General features: G+C 72.3%; 17 protein-coding genes. 4 read left to right on the forward strand and 13 right to left on the reverse strand.

What is annotated here, in order from left to right; all coding sequences use genetic code 11:
* Positions 1–5: 5 nt before the first annotated feature.
* From pgeF to rsmH, 12 genes are all read right to left on the reverse strand, one after another.
* Positions 6–737, reverse strand: coding sequence for a peptidoglycan editing factor PgeF (gene pgeF, locus VE614_RS14430; protein ID WP_324936514.1), 732 nt, complete (start codon positions 735–737; stop codon positions 6–8).
* Entirely contained in the window at positions 734–1,936 is a 1,203-nt protein-coding gene (gene ftsZ, locus VE614_RS14435; protein WP_324936516.1) for a cell division protein FtsZ, read from the reverse strand. The genes pgeF and ftsZ overlap by 4 nt, the downstream gene beginning before the upstream one ends.
* A 288-nt stretch (positions 1,937–2,224) precedes the next feature.
* A complete protein-coding gene (locus tag VE614_RS14440; protein ID WP_324936518.1) occupies positions 2,225–3,019 on the reverse strand; it encodes a cell division protein FtsQ/DivIB in 795 nt (264 codons plus the stop codon).
* A gap of 35 nt (positions 3,020–3,054) precedes the next feature.
* Positions 3,055–4,152, reverse strand: a complete 1,098-nt coding sequence (gene murG / locus VE614_RS14445; protein ID WP_324936520.1) for an undecaprenyldiphospho-muramoylpentapeptide beta-N-acetylglucosaminyltransferase — start codon at positions 4,150–4,152, stop codon at positions 3,055–3,057.
* A gap of 6 nt (positions 4,153–4,158) precedes the next feature.
* The gene (gene ftsW, locus VE614_RS14450; RefSeq protein WP_324936522.1) at positions 4,159–5,502 is read right to left on the reverse strand and encodes a putative lipid II flippase FtsW; all 1,344 of its coding nucleotides are present in this window, start codon (positions 5,500–5,502) and stop codon (positions 4,159–4,161) included.
* A 175-nt stretch (positions 5,503–5,677) separates the two neighbouring features.
* Entirely contained in the window at positions 5,678–7,102 is a 1,425-nt protein-coding gene (gene murD, locus VE614_RS14455; RefSeq protein WP_324936524.1) for a UDP-N-acetylmuramoyl-L-alanine--D-glutamate ligase, read from the reverse strand.
* Complete coding sequence (mraY, locus tag VE614_RS14460) at positions 7,084–8,154, reverse strand: phospho-N-acetylmuramoyl-pentapeptide-transferase (RefSeq protein WP_043500063.1); 1,071 nt, start codon at positions 8,152–8,154, stop codon at positions 7,084–7,086. Before mraY ends, murD begins: the two co-directional genes overlap by 19 nt.
* Positions 8,154–9,560: a UDP-N-acetylmuramoyl-tripeptide--D-alanyl-D-alanine ligase gene (locus VE614_RS14465; RefSeq protein WP_324936526.1), complete on the reverse strand. Its 1,407-nt coding sequence runs from the start codon at positions 9,558–9,560 to the stop codon at positions 8,154–8,156. The genes mraY and VE614_RS14465 overlap by 1 nt, the downstream gene beginning before the upstream one ends.
* A 28-nt stretch (positions 9,561–9,588) precedes the next feature.
* Positions 9,589–11,109, reverse strand: coding sequence for a UDP-N-acetylmuramoyl-L-alanyl-D-glutamate--2,6-diaminopimelate ligase (locus VE614_RS14470; protein ID WP_324936528.1), 1,521 nt, complete (start codon positions 11,107–11,109; stop codon positions 9,589–9,591).
* A 181-nt stretch (positions 11,110–11,290) separates the two neighbouring features.
* A complete protein-coding gene (locus tag VE614_RS14475) occupies positions 11,291–13,273 on the reverse strand; it encodes a penicillin-binding protein 2 (RefSeq protein WP_324936530.1) in 1,983 nt (660 codons plus the stop codon).
* A 5-nt stretch (positions 13,274–13,278) separates the two neighbouring features.
* Positions 13,279–13,881 (reverse strand): septum formation initiator family protein, encoded by a 603-nt coding sequence (locus VE614_RS14480; protein WP_324936532.1) that lies wholly within the window; start codon positions 13,879–13,881, stop codon positions 13,279–13,281.
* Positions 13,882–13,944: 63 nt separating this feature from the next.
* Positions 13,945–14,901: a 16S rRNA (cytosine(1402)-N(4))-methyltransferase RsmH gene (rsmH, locus tag VE614_RS14485; protein ID WP_324936534.1), complete on the reverse strand. Its 957-nt coding sequence runs from the start codon at positions 14,899–14,901 to the stop codon at positions 13,945–13,947.
* A 359-nt stretch (positions 14,902–15,260) separates the two neighbouring features.
* Here rsmH and VE614_RS14490 point away from each other — a divergent pair, with 359 nt between their 5' ends.
* From VE614_RS14490 to VE614_RS14505, 4 genes are all read left to right on the forward strand, one after another.
* Complete coding sequence (locus VE614_RS14490; RefSeq protein WP_324936536.1) at positions 15,261–15,875, forward strand: carbonic anhydrase; 615 nt, start codon at positions 15,261–15,263, stop codon at positions 15,873–15,875.
* A gap of 236 nt (positions 15,876–16,111) precedes the next feature.
* Positions 16,112–17,146, forward strand: a complete 1,035-nt coding sequence (locus VE614_RS14495; protein ID WP_324936538.1) for a MoxR family ATPase — start codon at positions 16,112–16,114, stop codon at positions 17,144–17,146.
* The gene (locus VE614_RS14500; protein ID WP_324936540.1) at positions 17,146–18,711 is read left to right on the forward strand and encodes a DUF58 domain-containing protein; all 1,566 of its coding nucleotides are present in this window, start codon (positions 17,146–17,148) and stop codon (positions 18,709–18,711) included. The genes VE614_RS14495 and VE614_RS14500 overlap by 1 nt, the downstream gene beginning before the upstream one ends.
* A complete protein-coding gene (locus VE614_RS14505; RefSeq protein ID WP_324936542.1) occupies positions 18,711–21,203 on the forward strand; it encodes a DUF3488 and transglutaminase-like domain-containing protein in 2,493 nt (830 codons plus the stop codon). Before VE614_RS14500 ends, VE614_RS14505 begins: the two co-directional genes overlap by 1 nt.
* A 200-nt stretch (positions 21,204–21,403) precedes the next feature.
* Here VE614_RS14505 and VE614_RS14510 read toward each other — a convergent pair whose 3' ends face one another.
* Positions 21,404–21,796, reverse strand: coding sequence for a DUF3040 domain-containing protein (locus tag VE614_RS14510; RefSeq protein WP_324936548.1), 393 nt, complete (start codon positions 21,794–21,796; stop codon positions 21,404–21,406).
* Positions 21,797–21,861 lie beyond the last annotated feature (65 nt).

Consider the following 21,861-nt stretch of genomic DNA (forward strand, 5'->3'; position numbering starts at 1 on the left):
CCCTATCAGTCCAGCCAGACATAGCCCGCCAGCCGACCGGTGGCGCGGTCGCGGCGGTAAGAGAAGTGGTCGTGCGACTCCAGCGTGCACACCGGCGACTGCGCCCGGTCGTGCACCCCGAGCCGATCGAGCTGCGCGTGCACCCCGGCGGTCACGTCGACCGCCGGCGTGTCCCAGCTCGTGACGGCGTGCGCCGCCGGTTCGACGGCGGTCACCTCGGCGCGCATCGCCTCCGGCACCTCGTAGCACCTGCCGCAGACGGCGGGTCCGGTGCGGGCGACGATCCGGGAGGGTTCGGCGCCGAGTTCCGTCATGGCCCGGACGGCGGCGGGGACGACCCCCGCGACCATCCCGGGCCGGCCCGCGTGGGCGGCGGCCACCACTCCGGCGACCGGGTCGGCGAGCAGGACGGGTGTGCAGTCGGCGGTGAGGACGGCGAGGGCGAGTCCCCGGCGGGCGGTGACCACCGCGTCCACCGAGGGGATCCCGGCGTCGGCGCCCCAGGGGCCGTCGACCACCGCCACGTCGTTGCCGTGCACCTGGTTCATCCAGATCACCCGGGCCGGGTCGATCCCCAGCGACTTCGCCGCCAGTTCCCGGTTGGCCGTCACGGCGGCCGGGTCGTCGCCGACCGCGCCGCCGAGATTGAGCTGCTCATACGGAGCGGCGCTCACCCCGCCCCACCGGTCGGTGAAGGCGAAGTGCGCGCCGCTGACGCTCTCGCGCTGTCCTATCACTTCAGGAAGTCCGGGACGTCCAGCTCCTCGGCCGCGCTGTCCGTGTAGGTCCGCGGCGCCGGCGTGACCGGCGGGGCGACCGGGATGTCGTTCACCGGCTCCGGCGCGGGCTCCGGCTCCTCCTTCGGCGTGACGCTGCCGAGCGAGCCGAACGACGGGCGGCTCTCCGGCTGCCGTGCCGGAGCGGGCTCCTCGCGGCGGGCCGGGGTGGCGGAGGCCGAGCCGAGTACGTTGTCCCGGCGGGCCGGCGGCTGGCCGCCGTCGAAGCCGGCCGCGATCACGGTGACCCGCACCTCGTCACCGAGGGCGTCGTCGATGACCGCGCCGAAGATGATGTTGGCCTCGGGGTGGGCGGCCTCGCTGACCAGCTGGGCGGCCTCGTTGATCTCGAACAGGCCGAGGTCGGAGCCGCCGGAGATGGAGAGCAGCACACCGCGGGCGCCGTCGATGGACGCCTCGAGGAGCGGGGAGGAGATCGCCATCTCGGCCGCGGCCACCGCGCGGTCGTCGCCGCGCGCCGAGCCGATGCCCATGAGGGCGGAACCGGCCTCGGACATGACCGACTTGACGTCGGCGAAGTCCAGGTTGATCAGGCCGGGGGTGGTGATGAGGTCGGTGATGCCCTGGACACCGGAGAGCAGGACCTGGTCGGCCGACTTGAAGGCGTCGAGGACCGAGACCTGGCGGTCCGAGATGGACAGCAGACGGTCGTTCGGGATGACGATGAGGGTGTCGACCTCTTCGCGCAGCTCGGCGATGCCGTCCTCGGCCTGGTTCGCGCGGCGCCGTCCCTCGAAGGTGAACGGGCGCGTGACCACGCCGATGGTGAGCGCGCCGAGGGAGCGTGCGATGTTGGCCACGACGGGCGCGCCGCCGGTGCCGGTGCCGCCGCCTTCACCGGCCGTCACGAAGACCATGTCGGCCCCCTTGAGGACCTCCTCGATCTCCTCGCGGTGGTCCTCGGCGGCCTTGCGGCCGACGGCCGGGTTGGCTCCGGCGCCGAGTCCGCGGGTGAGTTCGCGGCCGACGTCCAGCTTGACGTCGGCGTCGCTCATCAACAGAGCTTGCGCGTCGGTGTTGATGGCGATGAACTCGACGCCCTTGAGACCGACCTCGATCATCCGGTTGATGGCATTGACACCACCGCCGCCGACACCGATGACTTTGATGACTGCGAGGTAGTTCTGCGGTGCTGCCACGTCGAAGGCCTCTCGCCTCGAGTTACGTGTCGCCGCATCACGGTGGGCGCTGCGCCCCCGCGATCCGACGACTGATGCCGAATGGGACGGTCCGTAGTGCCGACCCGAACCCTAACGTTGAAGTTTAGGGTTACCAGTGTGTCTGTTCCCTGGAGTCTTCTGAACAGGACACTAAGTCGACAAGTGGCGCACGTTCAACGAACACGCCGAACCTCCCGTTTTTCTTTTCACCCTATGTGATCAGCCGTAGCGGTGCCCAACCAGGGTGCTGGCCTGCGCGGATGTGCGTCAACTCCCTGATGACGCGGGGGCGGTGGGGACGCTCACGTCGAAGTGCCGCGCATCGGGGGCCGCTTTCATGAGAGCGGTGAGGGTACGGGCCTTCGCGGCCCCCTTCTCGCCGCTCCCCCAGGCGACGGTGCGGCCGTCGGCCAGCTTCAGCGAGATGTCGTCGTAGGAGCGGACCTTGACCGTCCGCGTCCGGTGCGCGACCGCCGCCGGGAGGGCACCGGCCACCCGTACCGCCTCGCGCACCAGCCTGGGCTCGCCGAAACGGCGCAGGCTGGCCGCGGCGGAACCGGACCGGGAGGGCGTCAATTCCAGAAGAGGAACACCTTTCGGCGCGTCAGAAACCGTGGCGAATCGGACACCTTCATCGTCCACTTCCACAAACTTCCGGCCCTTTCCGACGAGCAGGACCGGGGTCCGCTCGGTGACTTTCAGACCGATTCCCTGCGGCCAGGAACGGACCACGTCAATCTCGTCAATTCTGGGCAGTTTCCGGCGCAGCCGGCTCTCCATCGCCTCGGTGTCGACCGAGATGAGGGGCTCCCCCAAGGGGACGTCGGCGGCCTCGCGCACCTGCTCGGGGCCGAGCACCCGGGTGCCGGAGACGGAGACGCGCTCCACGCGCAGCCACTGCGAGCCGTACAGCACCCAGCCGCCGCCCGAGACGAGCAGCGCCAGGGCGACGGCGGGGATGATGATCGTACGGATACCGGGCAGCCGTGGCCACCGGGCGGGGGGCGGGCCGGACGGCTCCTGCTGGCGTGCACCGCGCTCGGCGGTGGTGGGTCCGGCCACGCTCCCTGCCTTCCGCTTACCTGGAGATCCGGTTCCTATCGGTGTGCACGGTGGGCGGCGATCGCCTCGTACACCATGCCGACGAGCAGCTCGTCGGCGTCCCGGCGGCCGAACTCGGCGGCGGCGCGGGACATCTCGTACAGCCGGTGCGGGTCGGCGAGCACGGGCAGCACGTTCTGCTGGACCCACTCGGGGGTCAGCTCCGCGTCGTCGACCAGCAGCCCGCCACCGGCCTTGACCACCGGCTGGGCGTTCAGCCGCTGCTCGCCGTTGCCGATGGGCAGCGGGACGTAGGCGGCCGGGAGCCCGACGGCGGACAGCTCGGCGACGGTCATCGCGCCCGCGCGGCAGAGCATCATGTCGGCCGCGGCGTACGCGAGGTCCATCCGGTCCAGGTAACTTACCGGGATGTACGGGGGCATCCCGGGCATCTGGTGCACCTGCGGCAGTTCGTTCTTCGGGCCCACCGCGTGCAGGATCTGGATCCCGGCCTGCTGGAGCCAGGGCGCGACCTGCTGGACGACCTCGTTGAGGCGGCGGGCGCCCTGCGAGCCGCCCGAGACGAGCAGCGTCGGCAGATTGGGGTCCAGCCCGAACATCGCGCGCGCCTCGGGGCGCACGGCGGCCCGGTCCAGGGTGGCGATGGAGTGGCGCAGCGGGATGCCGATGTAGCGCGAGTTCCGGAGCTTGCTGTCCGGGGTGGCGACGGCGACCTGCGCGGCGTACCGCGAACCGATCTTGTTGGCGAGGCCGGGGCGGGCGTTGGCCTCGTGGATGACGATCGGCACGCCGAGGCGCTTGGCCGCCAGGTAGCCGGGCAGCGCGACATAGCCGCCGAAGCCGACCACGACGTCCGCCCTGGTGCGCTCCAGGATCTGCTCGGCCGCCTTGATGGTGCCGCGCAGCCGGCCCGGGACGGTGATCAGCTCGGGAGTGGGCTTGCGGGGCAACGGTACGGCCGGGATCAGCGCCAGCTCGTAACCCCGCTCCGGGACCAGCCTCGTCTCCAGGCCGCGCTCCGTGCCCAGGGCCGTGATGCCCACGGTCGGGTCCTGCCTGCGCAGGGCGTCCGCGAGGGCGAGCGCGGGCTCGATGTGGCCCGCGGTACCCCCGCCGGCGAGTACGACATGCACCGAAATTCACCGCTCTCCGGACGTGCGCACCGCCGAGGTGCGCCGTCGCATCGTGTTCCATCTCCGGGGCCCCGCGGGACCCCCAGCCCCCCGCTTTCTACCAAAGCGGGGTTGCCGCATCGCAAGCGCCGCCCGCGCAGCGGGCTCGTCGCGCGCGAAGGCGATCAGCAGCCCGATGGCGAACATGGTCGGCAGCAGGGCGGAACCCCCGTAGGAGAACAGCGGGAGGGGGACGCCGGCGATCGGCAGCAGGCCGAGCACCGCACCCATGTTGATCACGGCCTGGGCCGTGATCCAGGTGGTCACACCTCCCGCGGCATACCTCACGAAGGGGTCCTCCGTGCGTCCGGCCACGCGGATACCCGCATAGCCTAGAGCGGCGAAGAGGGCGAGCACCGACAGCGTCCCCGCGAGGCCCAGTTCCTCACCGGTGACGGCGAAGATGAAGTCGGTGTGCGCTTCGGGGAGTTGACCCCATTTTTCCACACTCGCACCGAGCCCGGAACCGAAGAGCCCGCCGGACGCGAGGGCGTAGATCCCGTGCACGGCCTGCCAGCAGGAGCCGTCCGGGCCCATCTCGGTGGCGCCGATGCAGGCGAAGCGGTCCAGCCGGTTGGAATTGGTCTTGATCAGGATCGCGCCGATCGCCCCGGCGACCGCGAGCACCCCCACGAACAGCCGGGTGGGCGCCCCGGCCAGCCACAGCAGCCCGAACAGGATCGCGGTCAGGATGATCGCGGTGCCCATGTCCCCGCCGAGCATGATCAACCCGAGCAGCAGGAACGCCACCGGAACGAGCGGCACCAGCATGTGCTTCCACTGCGCCATCAGCTTCCTGTCCTGCTTGCGGGCGAGCAGGTCGGCGCCCCACAGGACCAGGGCGAGCTTGCCGAACTCGCTGGGCTGGATCTGGAAGGAGCCGCCGAGCGAGATCCAGTTCTGGTTGCCGTTGACCGCCACTCCTATCCCGGGCACCTGCACCAGCGCCATCAGGAAGACGGCGCCCGCGAGGATCGGGTAGGCGAGGGCCCGGTGCAGCTTCACCGGCATCCGGGACGCCGCGTACAGCAGCCCGGCGCCGATCACGGCGGCCAGCAGCTGCTTGCGGAAGAAGTACGACCCGGGCAGCGACATCTGGAGCGCGGTGATCTGGGAGGCCGAGTAGACCATCACCAGCCCGAGCACGGTGATCAGCAGGCTGCCGCCGAAGATCAGGTAGTACGCGGTCAGCGGCCGGTCCCAGGCCCGGCGGGCCCGCGTGTGGAGCCGTACCACCGGGTTCTCGCGGGGGGCGGCCGGAGGCCGCACGGCCCGCTGCACCGGAGGACGGCCCGTACGGCTACCGGACATGACCGGCTCCCGCCCGCCCGCACCGGAACGCCCGGGGGCGGGCCCCGGGCGGCGCGGCCGCGGACCGCCGCGGCGCCCTGCCACCGGCGGACTCCCGCCGGCCGATCCCGAGCCACATCCGAGTCATTCGTCCCTCCAAGGGTCCCGAAGCACCCGCCGTGGTCGAGACCCGCAGTCAGGCGCCCGCTTCGAGTTCGCGGACGGCCGCCGCGAACGCGTCACCGCGCTTGTTGTAGTCGGCGAACATGTCCATCGAGGCGCAGGCCGGGGCCAGCAGCACCGTGTCGCCCGGCTCGGCGAGGCGCTGGGCCTCCCGGACAGCCGCGAGCATCGCCCCAGTGTCGGTCCGGTCGAGGTCGACGACGGGTACCTCGGGGGCGTGTCGCGCGAGGGCTTCGCGGATCAGCGCGCGGTCGGCGCCGATCAGCACGACCCCGCGCAGCCGCTTCGCCGACCTGGCCACCAGCTCGTCGAAGGTGGCGCCCTTGGCCAGCCCGCCCGCGATCCACACGATCGACTCGTACGCCGCCAACGAGGCTTCGGCGGCGTGGGTGTTGGTGGCCTTGGAGTCGTCGACGTAGGCGACCCCGGCCACGTCGGCGACATGGGCGATGCGGTGGGCGTCCGGCCGGAAGGCCCGCAGACCGTCCCGTACGGCCTGCGGGGGCACCCCGAAGGCGCGGGCGAGGGCCGCCGCGGCGAGGGCGTTGGCGATGTTGTGCGGAGCCGGCGGGTTGACGTCGGCGACCTCGGCCAGCTCCTGGGCGTTCTTCTGCCGGTTCTCGACGAAGGCGCGGTCGACCAGGATGCCCTCCACGACGCCGAGTTGGGACGGCGCCGGGGTGCCGAGGGTGAAGCCGATGGCCCGGCAGCCCTCCTCCACGTCGGCCTCGCGCACCAGGTCCTCGGTGGCCTTGTCGGCCACGTTGTAGACGCAGGCGACCCGATTGCCCTCGTAGATGCGGCCCTTGTCGCGCGCGTACGCCTCCATGGAGCCGTGCCAGTCGAGGTGGTCGGGGGCCAGGTTGAGGACGGCGGCGGAGTGGGCGCGCAGCGAGGGCGCCCAGTGCAGCTGGTAGCTGGACAGCTCGACGGCGAGGACGTCGTACTCCTCGTCGCCGAGCACCGCGTCCAGCAGCGAGACGCCGATGTTGCCGACGGCGGCGGTGCGCAGCCCGGCGGCCTTCAGGATGGAGGCCAGCATCTGCACGGTCGTGGTCTTGCCGTTGGTGCCGGTCACGCAGAGCCAGGGCGCGGCGTCCGGGCCGCGCAGCCGCCAGGCCAGCTCGACATCGCCCCAGACCGGAACCCCCGCTTCGCGAGCCGCCGTGAACAGCGGCTTGTCCGGCTGCCAGCCGGGCGCGGTGACGATCAGCTCGGTGCCGTCGGGCAGGGTCGCGCCGTCGCCGAGGCGGACGGTGACGCCCAGCGCCTCCAGCTCGGCGGCCTGCGCCCGGGCCCGCTCGTCGTCGCCGTCGTTGACCACGGTGACGATCGCGCCGAGCCCGTGCAGCACCTTGGCCGCCGGGACGCCGGAGACGCCGAGCCCGGCGACGGTGACGCGCTTTCCCTGCCAGTCGGTCACTTCTCTGCTGCCCATCCCGCGTAGAAGAGGCCGAGTCCGACGATCACGCAGATGCCCTGGATGATCCAGAAACGGACCACCACGAGCACTTCGGACCAGCCCTTGAGTTCGAAGTGGTGCTGGAGCGGCGCCATCCTGAAGACCCGCTTCCCGGTGAGCCGGAAGGAGCCGACCTGGATGACCACCGACATGGTGATGAGGACGAACAGACCGCCGAGGATGGCCAGCAGCAGCTCGGTGCGGGAGCAGATCGCGAGACCCGCGAGCACACCGCCGAGCGCCAGCGAACCGGTGTCGCCCATGAAGATCTTGGCCGGTGAGGTGTTCCACCACAGGAAGCCGAGGCAGGCGCCCATCAGCGCGGAGGCGACGACCGCGAGGTCGAGCGGGTCGCGCACCTCGTAACAGGCGCCGGGGTTGGTCAGGGTGCCCGCGTTGGCGCAGGACTCCTGGAACTGCCAGACACCGATGAAGGTGTAGGCGCCGAAGACGAGGACCGAGGCGCCGGTGGCCAGACCGTCCAGACCGTCCGTCAGGTTCACGCCGTTCGACATGGCGAGGATCATGAACAGCGCCCAGACCACGAACAGCACCGGACCGATGGTCCAGCCGAAGTCGGTGATGAACGACAGCTTGGTGGAGGCCGGGGTGTTGCCGCGGTTGTCGGCGAACTGGAGCGAGAGCACCGCGAAGGCGATGCCGACGATCAGCTGGCCGGCCATCTTCGCCTTGGCCCGCAGACCCAGCGAGCGCCGCTTGACGATCTTGATGTAGTCGTCGAGGAAGCCGACCAGGCCCATGCCGACCATCAGGCCGAGCACCAGCAGGCCCGAGTAGGTCGGGGGGTAGCCGGTGATGACCTTGGACAGGAAGTACGCGGCGACCGTCGCCAGGATGAAGGCGATACCGCCCATGGTCGGCGTACCGCGCTTGCTGGCGTGCTCGCGCGGGCCGTCGTCACGGATGTACTGACCGTAGCCCTTGCGCGCGAGGAGCTTGATCAGCAGCGGGGTGCCGACCAGCGTCAGGAAGAGGCCAATGACTCCCGCGAACAGGATCTGCTTCATCATCGGGCGGCAACCTCACCCTCGGCACCGGACTCCAGCAGCGCCTGGGCAACGCTTTCGAGCCCGACCGAACGGGACGCCTTCACGAGTACCACGTCCCCCGGGCGCAACTCGCTGCGCAACAGGTCGACAGCCGCCTGTGCGTCGGACACGTGCACCGACTCCTCACCCCACGAACCCTCGTTATATGCGCCCAGTTGCAGCCAGGCGGCTTCCCTGCCCCCGACCGCGACGAGCTTGCTGACGTTGAGCCGGACGGCGAGCCGTCCGACCGCGTCGTGCTCGGCGAGCGATTCGTCCCCGAGCTCGGCCATCTTGCCGAGCACCGCCCAGGTCCGCCGCCCCTTGCCGATGGCCGCCAGCGCGCGCAGAGCGGCCTTCATGGACTCGGGGTTCGCGTTGTAGGCGTCGTTGACGACCGTCACGCCGTCCGGGCGCTCGGTGACCTCCATCCGCCAGCGGGAGAGGGAGCCCGCCTCGGAGAGCGCGGTGGCGATCTCTTCCGCGGACATGCCCAGCTCATGGGCGACGGCGGCCGCGGCGAGCGCGTTCGACACGTGGTGCTCACCGTACAGGCGCATGGTCACGTCGCTGCACCCGGAGGGTGTGTGAAGGGTGAAGGAGGGCTGCCCGGTGTCCGTCAACCGCACGTTCTCGGCGCGTACGTCCGCTTCGTCGGCCTCGCCGAAGAGCAGCACCTTCGCCTTCGTACGGGAGGCCATGGCGCGTACGTACGGATCGTCGGCGTTGAGGACCGCCGTGCCGTCCTCCGGGAGGGCCTCCACCAACTCGCCCTTGGCCTGCGCGATCTGCTCGCGGCCGCCGAACTCGCCGATGTGCGCGGAGCCGACGTTGAGCACCAGGCCGATCTTCGGGGGCGTCAGCTCGGTCAGGTAACGGATGTGGCCGATGCCGCGGGCGCCCATCTCCAGGACCAGGAACCGGGTTTCCTCGGTGGCGCTGAGCGCGGTGAGCGGCAGCCCGATCTCGTTGTTGAGCGAGCCGGGCGTGAACACCGTCGGCGCCTTGCGCCGGAGCACCTGCGCGATGAGGTCCTTGGTGCTGGTCTTGCCCGCCGAGCCGGTGAGCGCGACCAGGGTCGTGCCGAGTTCGTTCACGACATGGCGGGCGAGGGCACCGAGCGCCGCCTGGACGTCGTCCACGACGATCGCGGGCACACCGACGGGCCGCGAGCCGAGCACGGCGACCGCGCCCGCCGCCACGACCTGTGGCGCGAAGTCGTGGCCGTCGACGCGTTCGCCGACGAACGCGGCGAACAGGCTGCCGGGTCCCACCTCACGGGAGTCCCGGACGACCGGCCCGGTCACCAGGACCGACGTGTCCGGTATGTCGTACGTCTGCCCGCCGACGACTTCTGCGATCTCGGCGAGAGAGAGGGCGATCACAAGTTCATCCCCTGGATCTTTCGGGATTTCATCCCTGGGTCTTCTGGATGGCTTCGCGAAGCACCTGGCGGTCGTCGAAGGGACGGACCACTCCGGCGATGTCCTGGCCCTGCTCATGGCCCTTGCCGGCGACCAGCACCGTGTCGCCGGGCCGGGCCCGCTCGACGGCGGCGGCGATCGCGGCGGCGCGGTCCTCGAAGAGCACGACCTCGCCTCGCTCGTGCACCGGCACCGACGCCGCGCCCTGGAGCATGGTGGCGAGGATCGCGAGCGGGTCCTCGGAGCGGGGGTTGTCGGAGGTCAGTACGGCGGTGTCGGCGAGCCGCGCCACGGCGGCGCCCATCGGGGCCCGCTTGGTGGTGTCCCGGTCTCCGCCACAGCCGAGGACGACGTGCAGCCGGCCCTTGGTGACCTTGCGCAGCGCCTTCAGGACCGACTCGACGGCATCGGTCTTGTGGGCGTAGTCGACCACCGCGAGGTAGGGCTGCCCGGCGTCCACCCGCTCCAGGCGGCCCGGGACGCCCGGCACGGCGGCGATGCCGTCGGCGGCGGTCTGCGGTTCGAGACCGGCGGCGGCCAGGGCGACCAGCGCGGCGAGGGTGTTCGCCACGTTGAACGGGCCGGGCAGCGGCGATTTGGCGGCGATCCGCTCGCCGTTCGGGCCGAGCACGGTGAACGTCGAGTCGAGCTGGCCGATCACCACGTCCTCGGCACGCCAGTCGGCGTCCGGGTGGCCCTCGGCGGAGTAGGTGACGACCGGGACGGTGGCCTCGCGGGCGAGCCGGCGGCCGTACTCGTCGTCGACGTTGACCACGCCGAGCCTGCTGCGCTCCGGCGTGAACAGCCGCGCCTTGGCCTGGAAGTAGTCCTCCATGCCGGAGTGGAACTCCATGTGCTCCGGGCTGAGGTTGGTGAACACGGCGATGTCGAAGACACAGCCGTCGACCCGGCCGAGTACCAGGGCGTGGCTGGAGACCTCCATGGCGACCGCCTCGACGCCGCGTTCGCGCATCACCGCGAACAGGGCCTGGAGGTCGGTGGCTTCCGGGGTGGTGCGCTCGGACTTGATGCGCTCGTCGCCGATGCGCATCTCGACGGTGCCGACCAGTCCGGTGGACTTCACCGTCTTCAGGCCGCCCTCGACGAGGTAGGCCGTCGTGGTCTTGCCGGAGGTGCCGGTGATGCCGATCTGGAGCAGGTCCCGCCCGGGCCGGCCGTAGATGGTGGCGGCCAGTTCGCCCATCCGCGCGCGCGGGTCGTCGACGACGAGCACCGGCAGGCCGGTGGCGGCGACGCGCTCGGCGCCGGCCGGGTCGGTCAGCACGGCCGCCGCGCCGAGGCCGGCGGCCTGGGTGACGAAGTCGGCGCCGTGGGCGCGGGCGCCGGGCAGGGCGGCGTACAGGTCGCCGGGGCGGACGGCGCGCGAGTCATGGGTGATGCCCGTGACCCCGGCGTCGTCCTCCGGAGCGGCGACACCCAGCTGTCGGGCCAGTTCCGCGAGGGGTGTGGCGGAGACCTGCGCCGGCCGGGGCGGTCCCGGATAGGTCACGGGATGGCCCTTCTGGGTGGTTTGGGACTGATCAGCGTGTGGCACGGCGGTGAGCGTACCGGGCGTACCCGCCCCGGAGCGAAGTGAGGGGCGGGGGGTGCCTTGGTTCCCGGCATCCGGGGTGATCGTTGTCACGGTGGTTCCTGGTTGCTCGGTGGTGCTCGGTGCTGTTCAGGACTGATCAGGGCTGGTACGTCACGGGCAGGTTCGCGGGCTGGGCGCCGGTGGGCGGGATCTGGAGCGTCTTCAGCGCGAACTCCATCACCTGCTTGTAGACCGGCCCGCAGATCTGGCCGCCGAAGTAGCTGCCCTCGGTGGCGTTCTGGATGGCGCAGTAGACGGTGACCCGGGGCTGGTCCGCGGGGGCGAAACCGGCGAACGACGACGTGTAGCCGTGGTACTTGCCGGTGGCCGGATCCACACGGTTGGCGGTGCCCGTCTTGCCCGCGACCCGGTAACCCGGGATGCGCGCCTTGGTGCCGGTGCCCTCCTCGTCGTCGACCACCGACTCCAGCATCCGGGCCAGCGTCTTCGCGGTCTTCTCGCTGACCACGCGGGTCTTCTCGGGTGCGGGGGCGGGGGTGAAGCGTCCGTCGGGGCCCTTCGTGCCGCGGATCAGGGTCGGCTCGACACGTACGCCGCCGTTGGCGATCGTCGAGTAGACGGACGCCGCCTGCATCGCGTTGATGGACACGCCCTGGCCGAAAGGAATCGTGTACTGCTGCGAGGTCGACCACTCGTCCGGCGGGGCCAGGATGCCCTTGGTCTCGCCCGGGAAGTCGAGCCCGGTGTACTCGCCGATGCCGAACTTGCGCAGGTAGGAGTAGAGGACGCGGTTGGCCTGCGCCTGGGTCTTGCCGAGCTGGCCGGTGGCGAGGATGGTGCCGATGTTGCTGGACTTGGCGAGCACGCCGTTCAGCGTGAGGTACCAGGTGGGGTGGTCGATGTCGTCCTGGAAGAGCCGGTCGCCGCGGTGCAGCCGGTTCGGCACCACCACCCGCGTCTCGGGGGTGGCTACCTCCTCCTCCAGTACGGCGGCCATCGACATCACCTTGGCGGTGGAGCCGGGCTCGTAGGCGTCCTGGAGGGCCGCGTTGCCCATGTTGGCCGAGGTGGCGCGGGACAGGTCGTTGGGGTCGAAGCCGGGCGAGTTGGCCATGGCCAGGATCTCGCCGGTCCGGGTGTCCTGCACGATCACATAGCCGCGGTCCGCCGCCGACTTCTCCACCTGCTCGGCGATGGCGTTCTGCGCGGCCCACTGGATGTCGCGGTCGATGGTGAGTTCGATGTCCGAGCCGGGCACGGCGGGCGTCTCCTCGGCACCCACGGTGGGCACCTGGCGGCCGCCGGACTGGGCGTAGCGGATCTCACCGTCCTTTCCGGCCAGCTGCTTGTTCAGCTGCTGCTCGACGCCGCCGCCGCCCTTGCCCTCGGCGTTGACCCAGCCCAGTATCCCGGCGGCCAGCTCGCCGTTCGGGTACACCCGCTTGCTGCTGGGGGTGGCCAGGACACCGGCGAGGACGTTCACCGTGGACTCGTCCGTCTGCTCCTTGTTGGCCAGCGCCGACTTCAGGTCCTTGATCTGCTTCCAGACCTGCGGGGTCTGCCGGTCGGCGAGCTTGACGTAGCGCAGCTTCTCGTCCTCGGGCCGCAGCTTCCTGACGATGTCCTCCTGCTCCTGGCCGAGGATCGGCGCGAGGAGGGCGGCGGCCTGCTCGGGGCCGTCGTCGATCTCCAGCTGCTCGCGAGTGAAGAGCGTGGGGTCGGCGGTGATGTCGTACGCGTCGACGCTGGTGGCGAGGGCCACGCCGGCGCGGTCGGTGATCTCGCCGCGCTCGGCGGCCAGCACCTGGCCGACGTACCGGTTCTGCTCCGCCTTGGCCGCGTACGCGCTCGCGTCGACGGCCTGCACCTGGAGCAGACGTACGACGAAGACGAGCAGGACCAGCGTGAGCGCGACGCCGACCATGCGCAGCCGGGGCCGGGGGCTGCCCAGCCGGATGACGCGCGGGGCGGTGGCGCGGGGCGGGGCGGGGCGCGCGGGGCGGCGGGCCGGGCGGGCTCCGGATGCGGGTGCGGGGCGCCGCTGCCCGCCGGAGCGGACGGGCCGCGCGGGGCCGGGCACCCGGCGGCGCGGCGGTTGCCTGCCGTAGTCGTCAGCCACTTCCGTCACCTGCCGGGGGTCGTGGGGATGGTCGGGGCGGGCGGAGCGGGCCGGGGGGCGGCGGAGGGGGCGGACGGGGAGGCGGCTGCCGTGGGGCCGCCGGCCGCGGGAGCGGTGGGGGCGCCCGTGGGTGCGGCCGGATCGGCCGTGGAGGCCGTGGAATCGGTCTGGGACGCGGTGGGGTCGGTCATCGCCTCGGGGGCCAGGACGAGCGGGGAGCGGGCGGCGCTCTGCGGCTCGGCGGCCGGGGCGGGTGAGGGGACGCCCTTGACCGTGCCGTCGGGGTTCAGGAAGGCCGGGTCGCCGCCGGGGACCATGCCCAGCTCGCGGGCGCGGCGCTGGAGGGCGTCGGGGGCGGAGTAGGCGTCGATGTCGCGCTGGAGGGCCTGTTCCTCGTCCGTGAGGTTCTTGGTCTCGCGCTGGAGGTCGTCCAGTTTGAAGGAGCCCTCGCTGAGCGCGGAGTTCAGCACCAGCAGACCGATCAGGCCGCCGCCGAGGAGCAGCACGACGAGAAGGACGAAGGGGGTACGGGCGGCCTGGCCCGGAGCCGTGGGCAGGAGCCGCGCCAGCCGCGCCGCCCTGCCCCTCAGTTCTGGTTTCCTACTCACTCGCCCTCCCGGTGGGTCCGGTTTTCCGACCCGCGCCTGTGCGCGCCCGGCCCTCCGCCCGGCTCACTCGACGTCCTCCCTGATGCGCTCGGCGCCGCGCAGCCGGGCCGGGGCGGCCCGGCGGTTCTCCGCGATCTCTTCCTCGGTGGGAAGTTCGGCACCGCGCGTGAGCAGCTTGAGGCGCGGCTGGTAGCGCTCGGGGACGACGGGCAGTCCGGGCGGCGCGGTGGACGCGGCACCGGCCGCGAAGACGTGCTTGACCAGCCGGTCCTCCAGGGAGTGGTACGACAGCACGGCGATCCGCCCGCCCACGGCGAGCGCCTTCACGGCCGCCGGGATCGCGCGCTCCAGCACCGAGAGTTCACCGTTGACCTCGATCCGCAGCGCCTGGAAGGTGCGCTTGGCGGGATTGCCGCCGGTCCGCTTGGCGGCCTGCGGCAGCGCGTCCCGGATCAGTTCCACCAGGCGGGCGCTGTTGCTGAACGGCTCCTTCTCCCGCTCGCGCACGATCGCCCCGACGATCCGCTTGGCCTGCTTCTCCTCGCCGTACGCGCGCAGGATCCGCACCAGCTCGCCGGCCGGGTAGGTGTTGAGGACCTCCGCGGCGCTGATGCCGGTCGTCTGGTCCATGCGCATGTCGAGCGGGGCGTCCTGGGCGTAGGCGAAGCCGCGGCCGGCCTCGTCGAGCTGCATGGAGGAGACCCCGAGGTCGAACAGGACGCCCTGGACGCGCGGGATGCCGAGCCGGTCCAGGACGTCGGGCAGCTCGTCGTACACCGCGTGCACGAGGGTGGCGCGCTCGCCGTAGGGGGCCAGCCGCTCGCCGGACAGGCGCAGCGCCTCCTTGTCCCGGTCGAGGGCGACGAGCCGCGCCTCGGGGAAGCGGGCGAGCAGGGCCTCGCTGTGGCCGCCGAGGCCGAGGGTGCAGTCGACGACCACCGCGCCCGGCGCCTGGAGGGCCGGTGCCAACAGGTCCAGGCACCGCTGGAGCATCACCGGGACGTGTCGACTCTGGCTCAAGGGGCCCTCTCAGGTCCGGCGGGCGGTACGCACCGCCGGGTCCCCGCCCGCTCGCGAAGGGGAGGCCTGCCGGCGCCGGAGGCGTCGGCCGGCCGGAGCGGGTGGAGGCCGAGCCGTACGTACGCGCCGCGCACGTGGGGGATCTCCGGTACGTCGCCGGGGACTCCGGGTGAATGCGGTCCAGCAGGGAGGGCGCGTCTCGCCTCCCGCTTCGCGTCACTTTAGTCCACCCTGTCGCCCGGTCAATCAACCGGCCTGCGCGTCGCGACGGGCACCGCATGCGACGGTGTCCGGGCCGGCGGGCCACTCGTACGGACCCCTCCGCAGGACGCTTGTGGACTACCTCACAGAACGACCCAATGACGTTCTTTGCCCCGTCTCACAGCAAGACCGGATCACGGGTGACCAGTAACGTCATAAGCATGACGACTTCTGCATCGGTTCCCACCGACTCCCAGGACACCGCCGCCTCCGCGGGCTCCGTCACGGACCGGCTCGTCGAGGCCAACGAGCGGTACGCCGCCTCCTTCGCCCACTCCGACCTGGACGCCCGCCCGGTGCAGCGGGTCGCGGTTGTGGCCTGCATGGACGCCCGGCTCGACGTGCTCACGGCGCTCGGTCTCCAGCTCGGCGACTGCCACACCATCCGCAACGCGGGCGGTGTCGTCACCGACGACGTGATCCGTTCCCTGACGATCAGCCAGCGCAAGCTCGGCACACGCAGCGTCGTTCTGGTCCACCACACCGGCTGCGGCATGGAGACCCTGACCGAGGACTTCCGCACCGAGCTGGAGCAGGAGGTCGGCCAGCGCCCGGCGTGGGCGGTGGAGTCCTTCCGGGACGTCGACCAGGACGTGCGGCAGTCGATGCGGCGGGTGCGCACCTCGCCGTTCCTGCCGCACACCGACGACGTGCGCGGTTTCGTCTTCGACGTGAAGACCGGCCTGCTGCGCGAGATCGACGCGGCGGCGTAACCCCACGCCGAAGCTGTCGTTTCGCTATCAATTCGCGCCCGCGACGCCACAAAAGGCATCAAAGCCGACATATCGCTGGCAGTTGTCCACAGGCGAGTGACACGAACCGGTAACGGCAACAAGAATGCGGTGGTGGCGTCGCGCGGAACCTTTCCCGCGCGCTGTCCGTGTTTCGGGGTGGGCCGGTCGCGCGAGCCGTTGCGTCGGTCTTGGAGAACGGGGCCGAGGAGGGCCGGGTGACGACCTATGACGATCGAGCGAGCCTCACTGATCTGACCGCGGTGGTCGAGCGCGTGCGGGGTTCGGTGGAGGGCGTGATCGAGGGCAAGCCCGAGGTCGTACGGCTTTCGCTGACCGTGCTGCTCGCCGAGGGGCATCTGCTGATCGAGGACGTCCCCGGCGTGGGCAAGACGATGCTCGCCAAGACGCTCGCGCGGTCCATCGACTGCTCGGTGCGGCGCATCCAGTTCACGCCCGACCTGCTGCCGTCCGACATCACCGGCGTGTCCATCTGGGACCAGCAGCGCCGGGACTTCGAGTTCAAGCCGGGCGCGATCTTCGCGCAGATCGTGATCGGCGACGAGATCAACCGCGCCTCGCCGAAGACCCAGTCGGCGCTCCTGGAGTCCATGGAGGAGCGCCAGGTCACCATCGACGGGCAGAGCTACGAGCTGCCCAGCCCGTTCATGGTGGTGGCCACCCAGAACCCGGTCGAGATGGAGGGCACCTACCCGCTGCCCGAGGCCCAGCGCGACCGCTTCATGGCCCGGGTCTCGATCGGCTATCCCAGCCCGGAGGCCGAGCTGCAGATGCTGGACGTGCACGGCGGGGTCAGCCCGCTGGACGACCTCCAGCCGGTGGCCCACGCGCACGAGGTCGTGAAGCTGATCGAGGCCGTGCGCGGCGTCCACGTCGCCGACGCCGTCCGGCGGTACGCGGTGGACCTGGTCGCCGCCACCCGCGTCCACCCCGACCTCAGACTGGGCGCCTCGCCGCGCGCCACACTGCACCTGCTGCGCGCCGCCAAGGCGTCCGCCGCCCTCAGCGGCCGGGAGTACGCGCTGCCGGACGACGTGCAGGCCCTCGCCGTGCCCGTGCTCGCCCACCGGCTGCTGCCCACCGCCCAGGCCCAGCTGAACCGGCGGACGTCGGAGCAGGTCGTCCAGGAGATCCTGCAGCACACCCCGGTGCCCGCCGCACCCCAGCAGAACGCCTACGGCCTGGGCCACGGCGCCCCGGCCTACGGCCAGCAGCCGCCCCGGAGGCTCTGATGAGCACGGGGGCGGTGCGCCAGGCCCGGCCCGGGCAGCCGGAGGGCGAGCGGGGCGGGCTGCGCACCGCCCTCGCCGGTCTGACCACCCGCGGGCGCTCCTTCCTGGCCGCCGGAGTGGCGGCCGCCGTCTGCGCGTACGTCCTCGGGCAGAGCGATCTGCTGCGGGTCGGACTGCTGCTCGCGGTGCTGCCGCTGGTGTGCGCGACCCTGCTCTACCGCACCCGCTACCGGGTCGCGGGCAGCCGCCGCCTCTCCCCCGCGCGCGTGTCCGCCGGCAGCGAGGCCCGGGTCCATCTGCGCGTCGACAACGTCTCCCGGCTGCCCACCGGGCTGCTGATGCTCCAGGACCGGGTGCCCTATGTGCTCGGCCCGCGCCCCCGGTTCGTGCTGGACCGGGTGGAGGCGGGCGGGCGCCGCGAGGTGTCCTACCGGGTCCGCTCCGACCTGCGCGGCCGCTACCCGCTGGGCCCGCTCCAGCTGCGTCTGACCGACCCCTTCGGGATGTGCGAGCTGACCCAGTCCTTCTCGGCGCACGACACCCTGACCGTCGTCCCGCGCGTGGAGGCGCTGCCGCCGGTGCGGCTGACCGGCGAGGCCAAGGGCTACGGCGAGGGACGGCTGCGTTCGCTGGCGCTGGCCGGCGAGGACGACGTCATCCCGCGCGGTTACCGCTACGGCGACGACCTGCGCCGCGTGCACTGGCGCTCCACCGCGCGGTACGGCGAGCTGATGGTGCGGCGCGAGGAGCAGCCGCAGCGCGCCCGCTGCACCGTGCTGCTGGACACGCGCGGCCGCGCCTTCCGTGGGGCCGGCCCCGACTCCGCCTTCGAGTGGGCCGTCGCCGGCACCGCGTCGGTCCTGGTCCACATGCTGGAACGGGGCTTCTCGGTGCGGCTGCTGACCGACACCGGCAGCTCGGTGCCCGGCGAGGGCGCCGACGGGTTCGCGGGCGCCGCCCAGCAGTCGGCGGACGCGGCCGGGCTGATGATGGACACCCTCGCGGTGATCGACCACTCCGACGGCTCCGGGCTCTCCCGTGCCTACGACGTGCTGCGCGGCGGCAACGAGGGACTGCTGGTCGCCTTCTTCGGCGACCTCGACGAGGAGCAGGCCGCGGTGGCCGCCCGGATGCGCCAGCGCAGCGGGGCCGCCGTCGCGTTCCTGCTGGACAGCGGGGTCTGGGCACGGGAACCGCACGAGGTGCCCGGACCGGTGAACCGGGGTGAGGAGCGGTTGCGGATGCTGCGCCAGGCCGGCTGGACCGCGGTGAGCGTCCCGCGCGGGACGACACTGAACGACATGTGGCGCCAGGCCGACCGGGACCGGGGCGGTGTGGTCACGGCCGGCGCGGGCCTGGGGGCGAGCGGCGGGTCCGGGACGGATGGCGGCTTCGGGGGCGGTGGCGGCTTCAGGACGGACGGTGGCTTCGGGGGCGGTGGCGGCTTCGGGACGGACGGCGGTCTCAGGGCGGACGGCGGTCTCAGGGCCGGTGACGGTTTCCGGGCGAACGGCGGTCTCGGGGCCCGGGGCGGTTTCGGGGCGCGTGGCGGGGAGGCGCGGTGATGAGCGGGCGAGCCCGGATGGCGGTCTGTGCGGCGGCGGCCACGCTGATGGCGTCGTGCGCGCTGCTGCCGCTGGTCGACCCGGCCACCTGGTTCCTCCAGGCGGCCATCCTGCTGGTGATCCAGACGGCGGTGGGCGCGGCCGCCCGCCGGGTGCCGCTGGCCCGGCCGCTGACCGTGGTGGCGCAGTTCGTGGTCACGCTGCTGCTGCTCACCCTGGTCTTCGCCCGTGAACAGGCGCCCGCCGGGCTGATACCGGGGCCGGAGGCGTTCGGCCGGTTCGCCGACCTGCTCCAGCAGGGCACCGACGACGTCTCGCGGTACGCGATCCCGGCCCCGCTCTCCGACGGCATCCGGCTGCTGCTGATCGGCGGTGTGCTGCTGATCGGGCTGGCCGTGGACGCCCTCGCGGTGACCTTCCGCAACGCCGCCCCGGCCGGGCTGCCGCTGCTCGCGCTCTACTCGGTCGCCGCGGGTCTGTCCGACGGCGCCGCCGACTGGCTGTGGTTCCTGATCGCCGCGGTCGGCTATCTCACGATGCTGCTCGCCGAGGGCCGGGAGCGGCTGTCGCAGTGGGGGCGGGTCTTCGGCGGGGCGCCGCGCACGCCGGGCGGGGAGCCCGGGGCCGTGGCCCCGGTGCGCACCGGGCGGCGGATCGGCGCGGTGGCGCTGGGCGTCGCCCTGGTGGTGCCGCTGGCCCTGCCCACCATGAACGGCGGTCTGCTGGACGGCGCCGGGACCGGGGTCGGCACCGGCACCGGGGGCGGCGGCACGATCTCCGCGGTGAACCCGCTGGTGTCCCTGCGCGACAGCCTGAACCTGGAGGAGGACCGGCAGGTCCTCTCCCTGCGCACCGAGACGAGCAACCTCTCCAACCTGTATCTGCGGATCGTCTCCCTGGACGACTTCGACGGCACCACCTGGAAGCCGTCCCGCCGTGACATCGTCGCCGTGCCGGACGAGCTGCCCACCCCGCAGGGCCTCGGCCCGGACGTGCGGCGCGCCGAGGTGCGCACCCGGATCGCGGCGTCGGACGGGTACGCGCAGGACTGGCTGCCGATGCCGTACCCGCCGAGCAGCGTGGACATCGAGGGCAACTGGCGCTACGAGCCGCTCGGCATGACCCTGGTCGGCGACCACGGCCAGAACACCCGCGGTGTGCGGTACACCGTGACCAGCCTGGACGTGCAGCCGACCGCGCGGCAGCTCGCCGAGGCCCCGGCACCGCCGCCCGCTCTCAGGCGGGAGTTCACCGAGGTGCCCGACTCGCTGCCGTCCGTGGTCTCCGAAACCGCCCGGGAGGTCACCGACGGCGCGGCGAACCCTTACGAGCAGGCGGTGAAGCTCCAGGAGTACTTCGCGCTGAGCGGCGGATTCGAGTACGACACCGAGGTCGACGTCGGCAGCGGCTCCGAGGGGATCGCCCGGTTCCTGCGGGACAAGCAGGGCTTCTGCGTCCACTTCTCCTTCGCGATGGCGTCGATGGCGCGCACCCTCGGCATCCCGGCCCGGGTGGCGGTGGGCTTCGCGCCCGGCACCCCGCAGGCGGACGGCACGGTGTCGGTGGGGCTGCGGGACGCGCACGCCTGGCCGGAGCTGTACTTCGAGGGCGTGGGCTGGACCCGCTTCGAGCCGACCCCGAACCGGGGCACCACCCCGACGTACACCGTCCCGGAGATCCCGGGCAGCAGCCTGCCGGAGCTGCCGGAGCAGTCCCGGCCGACCGCCGAGGCCCCGTCGGCCGAGCCGTCGGCGAGCACCAGCTGCTCGACGCAGCAGAAGCGGATCCAGGAGTGCGGCGCGGCACTGCCGCTGGACCTGGGCGGCACGGACGACGAGGGCCGGCCCTGGTGGCAGACCGCGGCCTGGGTGGCACTCGGGGCGGCGGCGGTGGTGTTGCCGCTGCTGCCCATGCTGTGGCGGCTCAGGCGGCGGTCGGTGCGGCTGACCTCGCCCCTGCACGCCCCGTCGGGCCCGGCGCGCGGGTTCGCCCGGGGCCGGGACCGGGGCGAGGGCAGGACGGACGGCATCGAGGTGGAGGCGCTGCCGGGTGAGGCGGAGCGGCGGGCGACCGAGGTGGCCGCCGGGCATGTGCTCGCCATCTGGCGGGAGCTGACGGACACCGCCTGGGACTACGGCATCATGCCGGACGACGCGCTCACCCCGCGCAAGGCCGCCGCGCGGATCGTCCGGCTCGGGCAGCTGGACGAGGCCGCGGCCGTGGCGGTGCACCGGGTCGCCGGGGCGGTGGAGCAGGTGCTGTTCGCACCGCGGCCGCAGGCGGTGACCGGGCTGGCCGCCGAGGTGCGCGGGGTGCGGACGGCACTGCGGTCCCGGGCCGGCCGGCGCACCCGGGTGCGGGCGGTGCTCGCACCGCGCTCGGCGCAGCGAGCGCTCTGGGACGCGGCCGACCGCTGGACCGCCGTCAAGGCGCGCTGGACGGGACGCTGGGCGGCGCTGCTGCGCAGGCCGTCGGGTCAGCGGACCGGCTGAGGACGCATCGAGCGGGCCCCGGCGTCCGGAGGACCACCTCCGGACGCCGGGGCCCGCTGTCGTTCACTCCTGGGGAGCGCCCGCTCTCAGACGCACACATGCGTGAGGGGGCTGCCACCGGGCCGGGTGGCAGCCCCCTCACACATGTCTGCGTCTGATCTGCGTCAGAGGAGCGGAGCGAGGGATGGAGCGAGGGGCGGTCAGTGCCCCTGCTGCTCGTCACGGCGTCGCTGCCAGCGCTGTTCGATGCGATCCATCATCGAGCGCCGCTGACGTTCCTGATGGCGGGCGTGCGGACCGCCGGCGGGCTGCTCGCCCGGACGGGGGGCCTTGCGCCAGCCGGTCACGGCGAGCACCGCACAGCCCAGCATGACGAGAAAACCCACCACGCTGAGCCAGACCTGCTTGGCGACCATTCCGGCCATGAGGAGCGCGATACCTACGAGGAAGCCCGCGACCGCCTGGTAGACCCGTCGCCGGGTGTACGTACGCAGCCCGCTTCCCTCAAGCGCTGTCGCGAACTTGGGATCTTCGGCGTACAGCGCTCGCTCCATCTGCTCGAGCATGCGCTGCTCGTGCTCTGAGAGCGGCACGGAGTCCTCCTCATCGTGCAGTCGCCGGGGCGACTCGGGGGGTCCCTTCAGGATAGGCAGGGAAT

Origin of the sequence: Streptomyces sp. (assembly GCF_035645055.1) — a bacterium.
Taxonomy (GTDB): domain Bacteria; phylum Actinomycetota; class Actinomycetes; order Streptomycetales; family Streptomycetaceae; genus Streptomyces.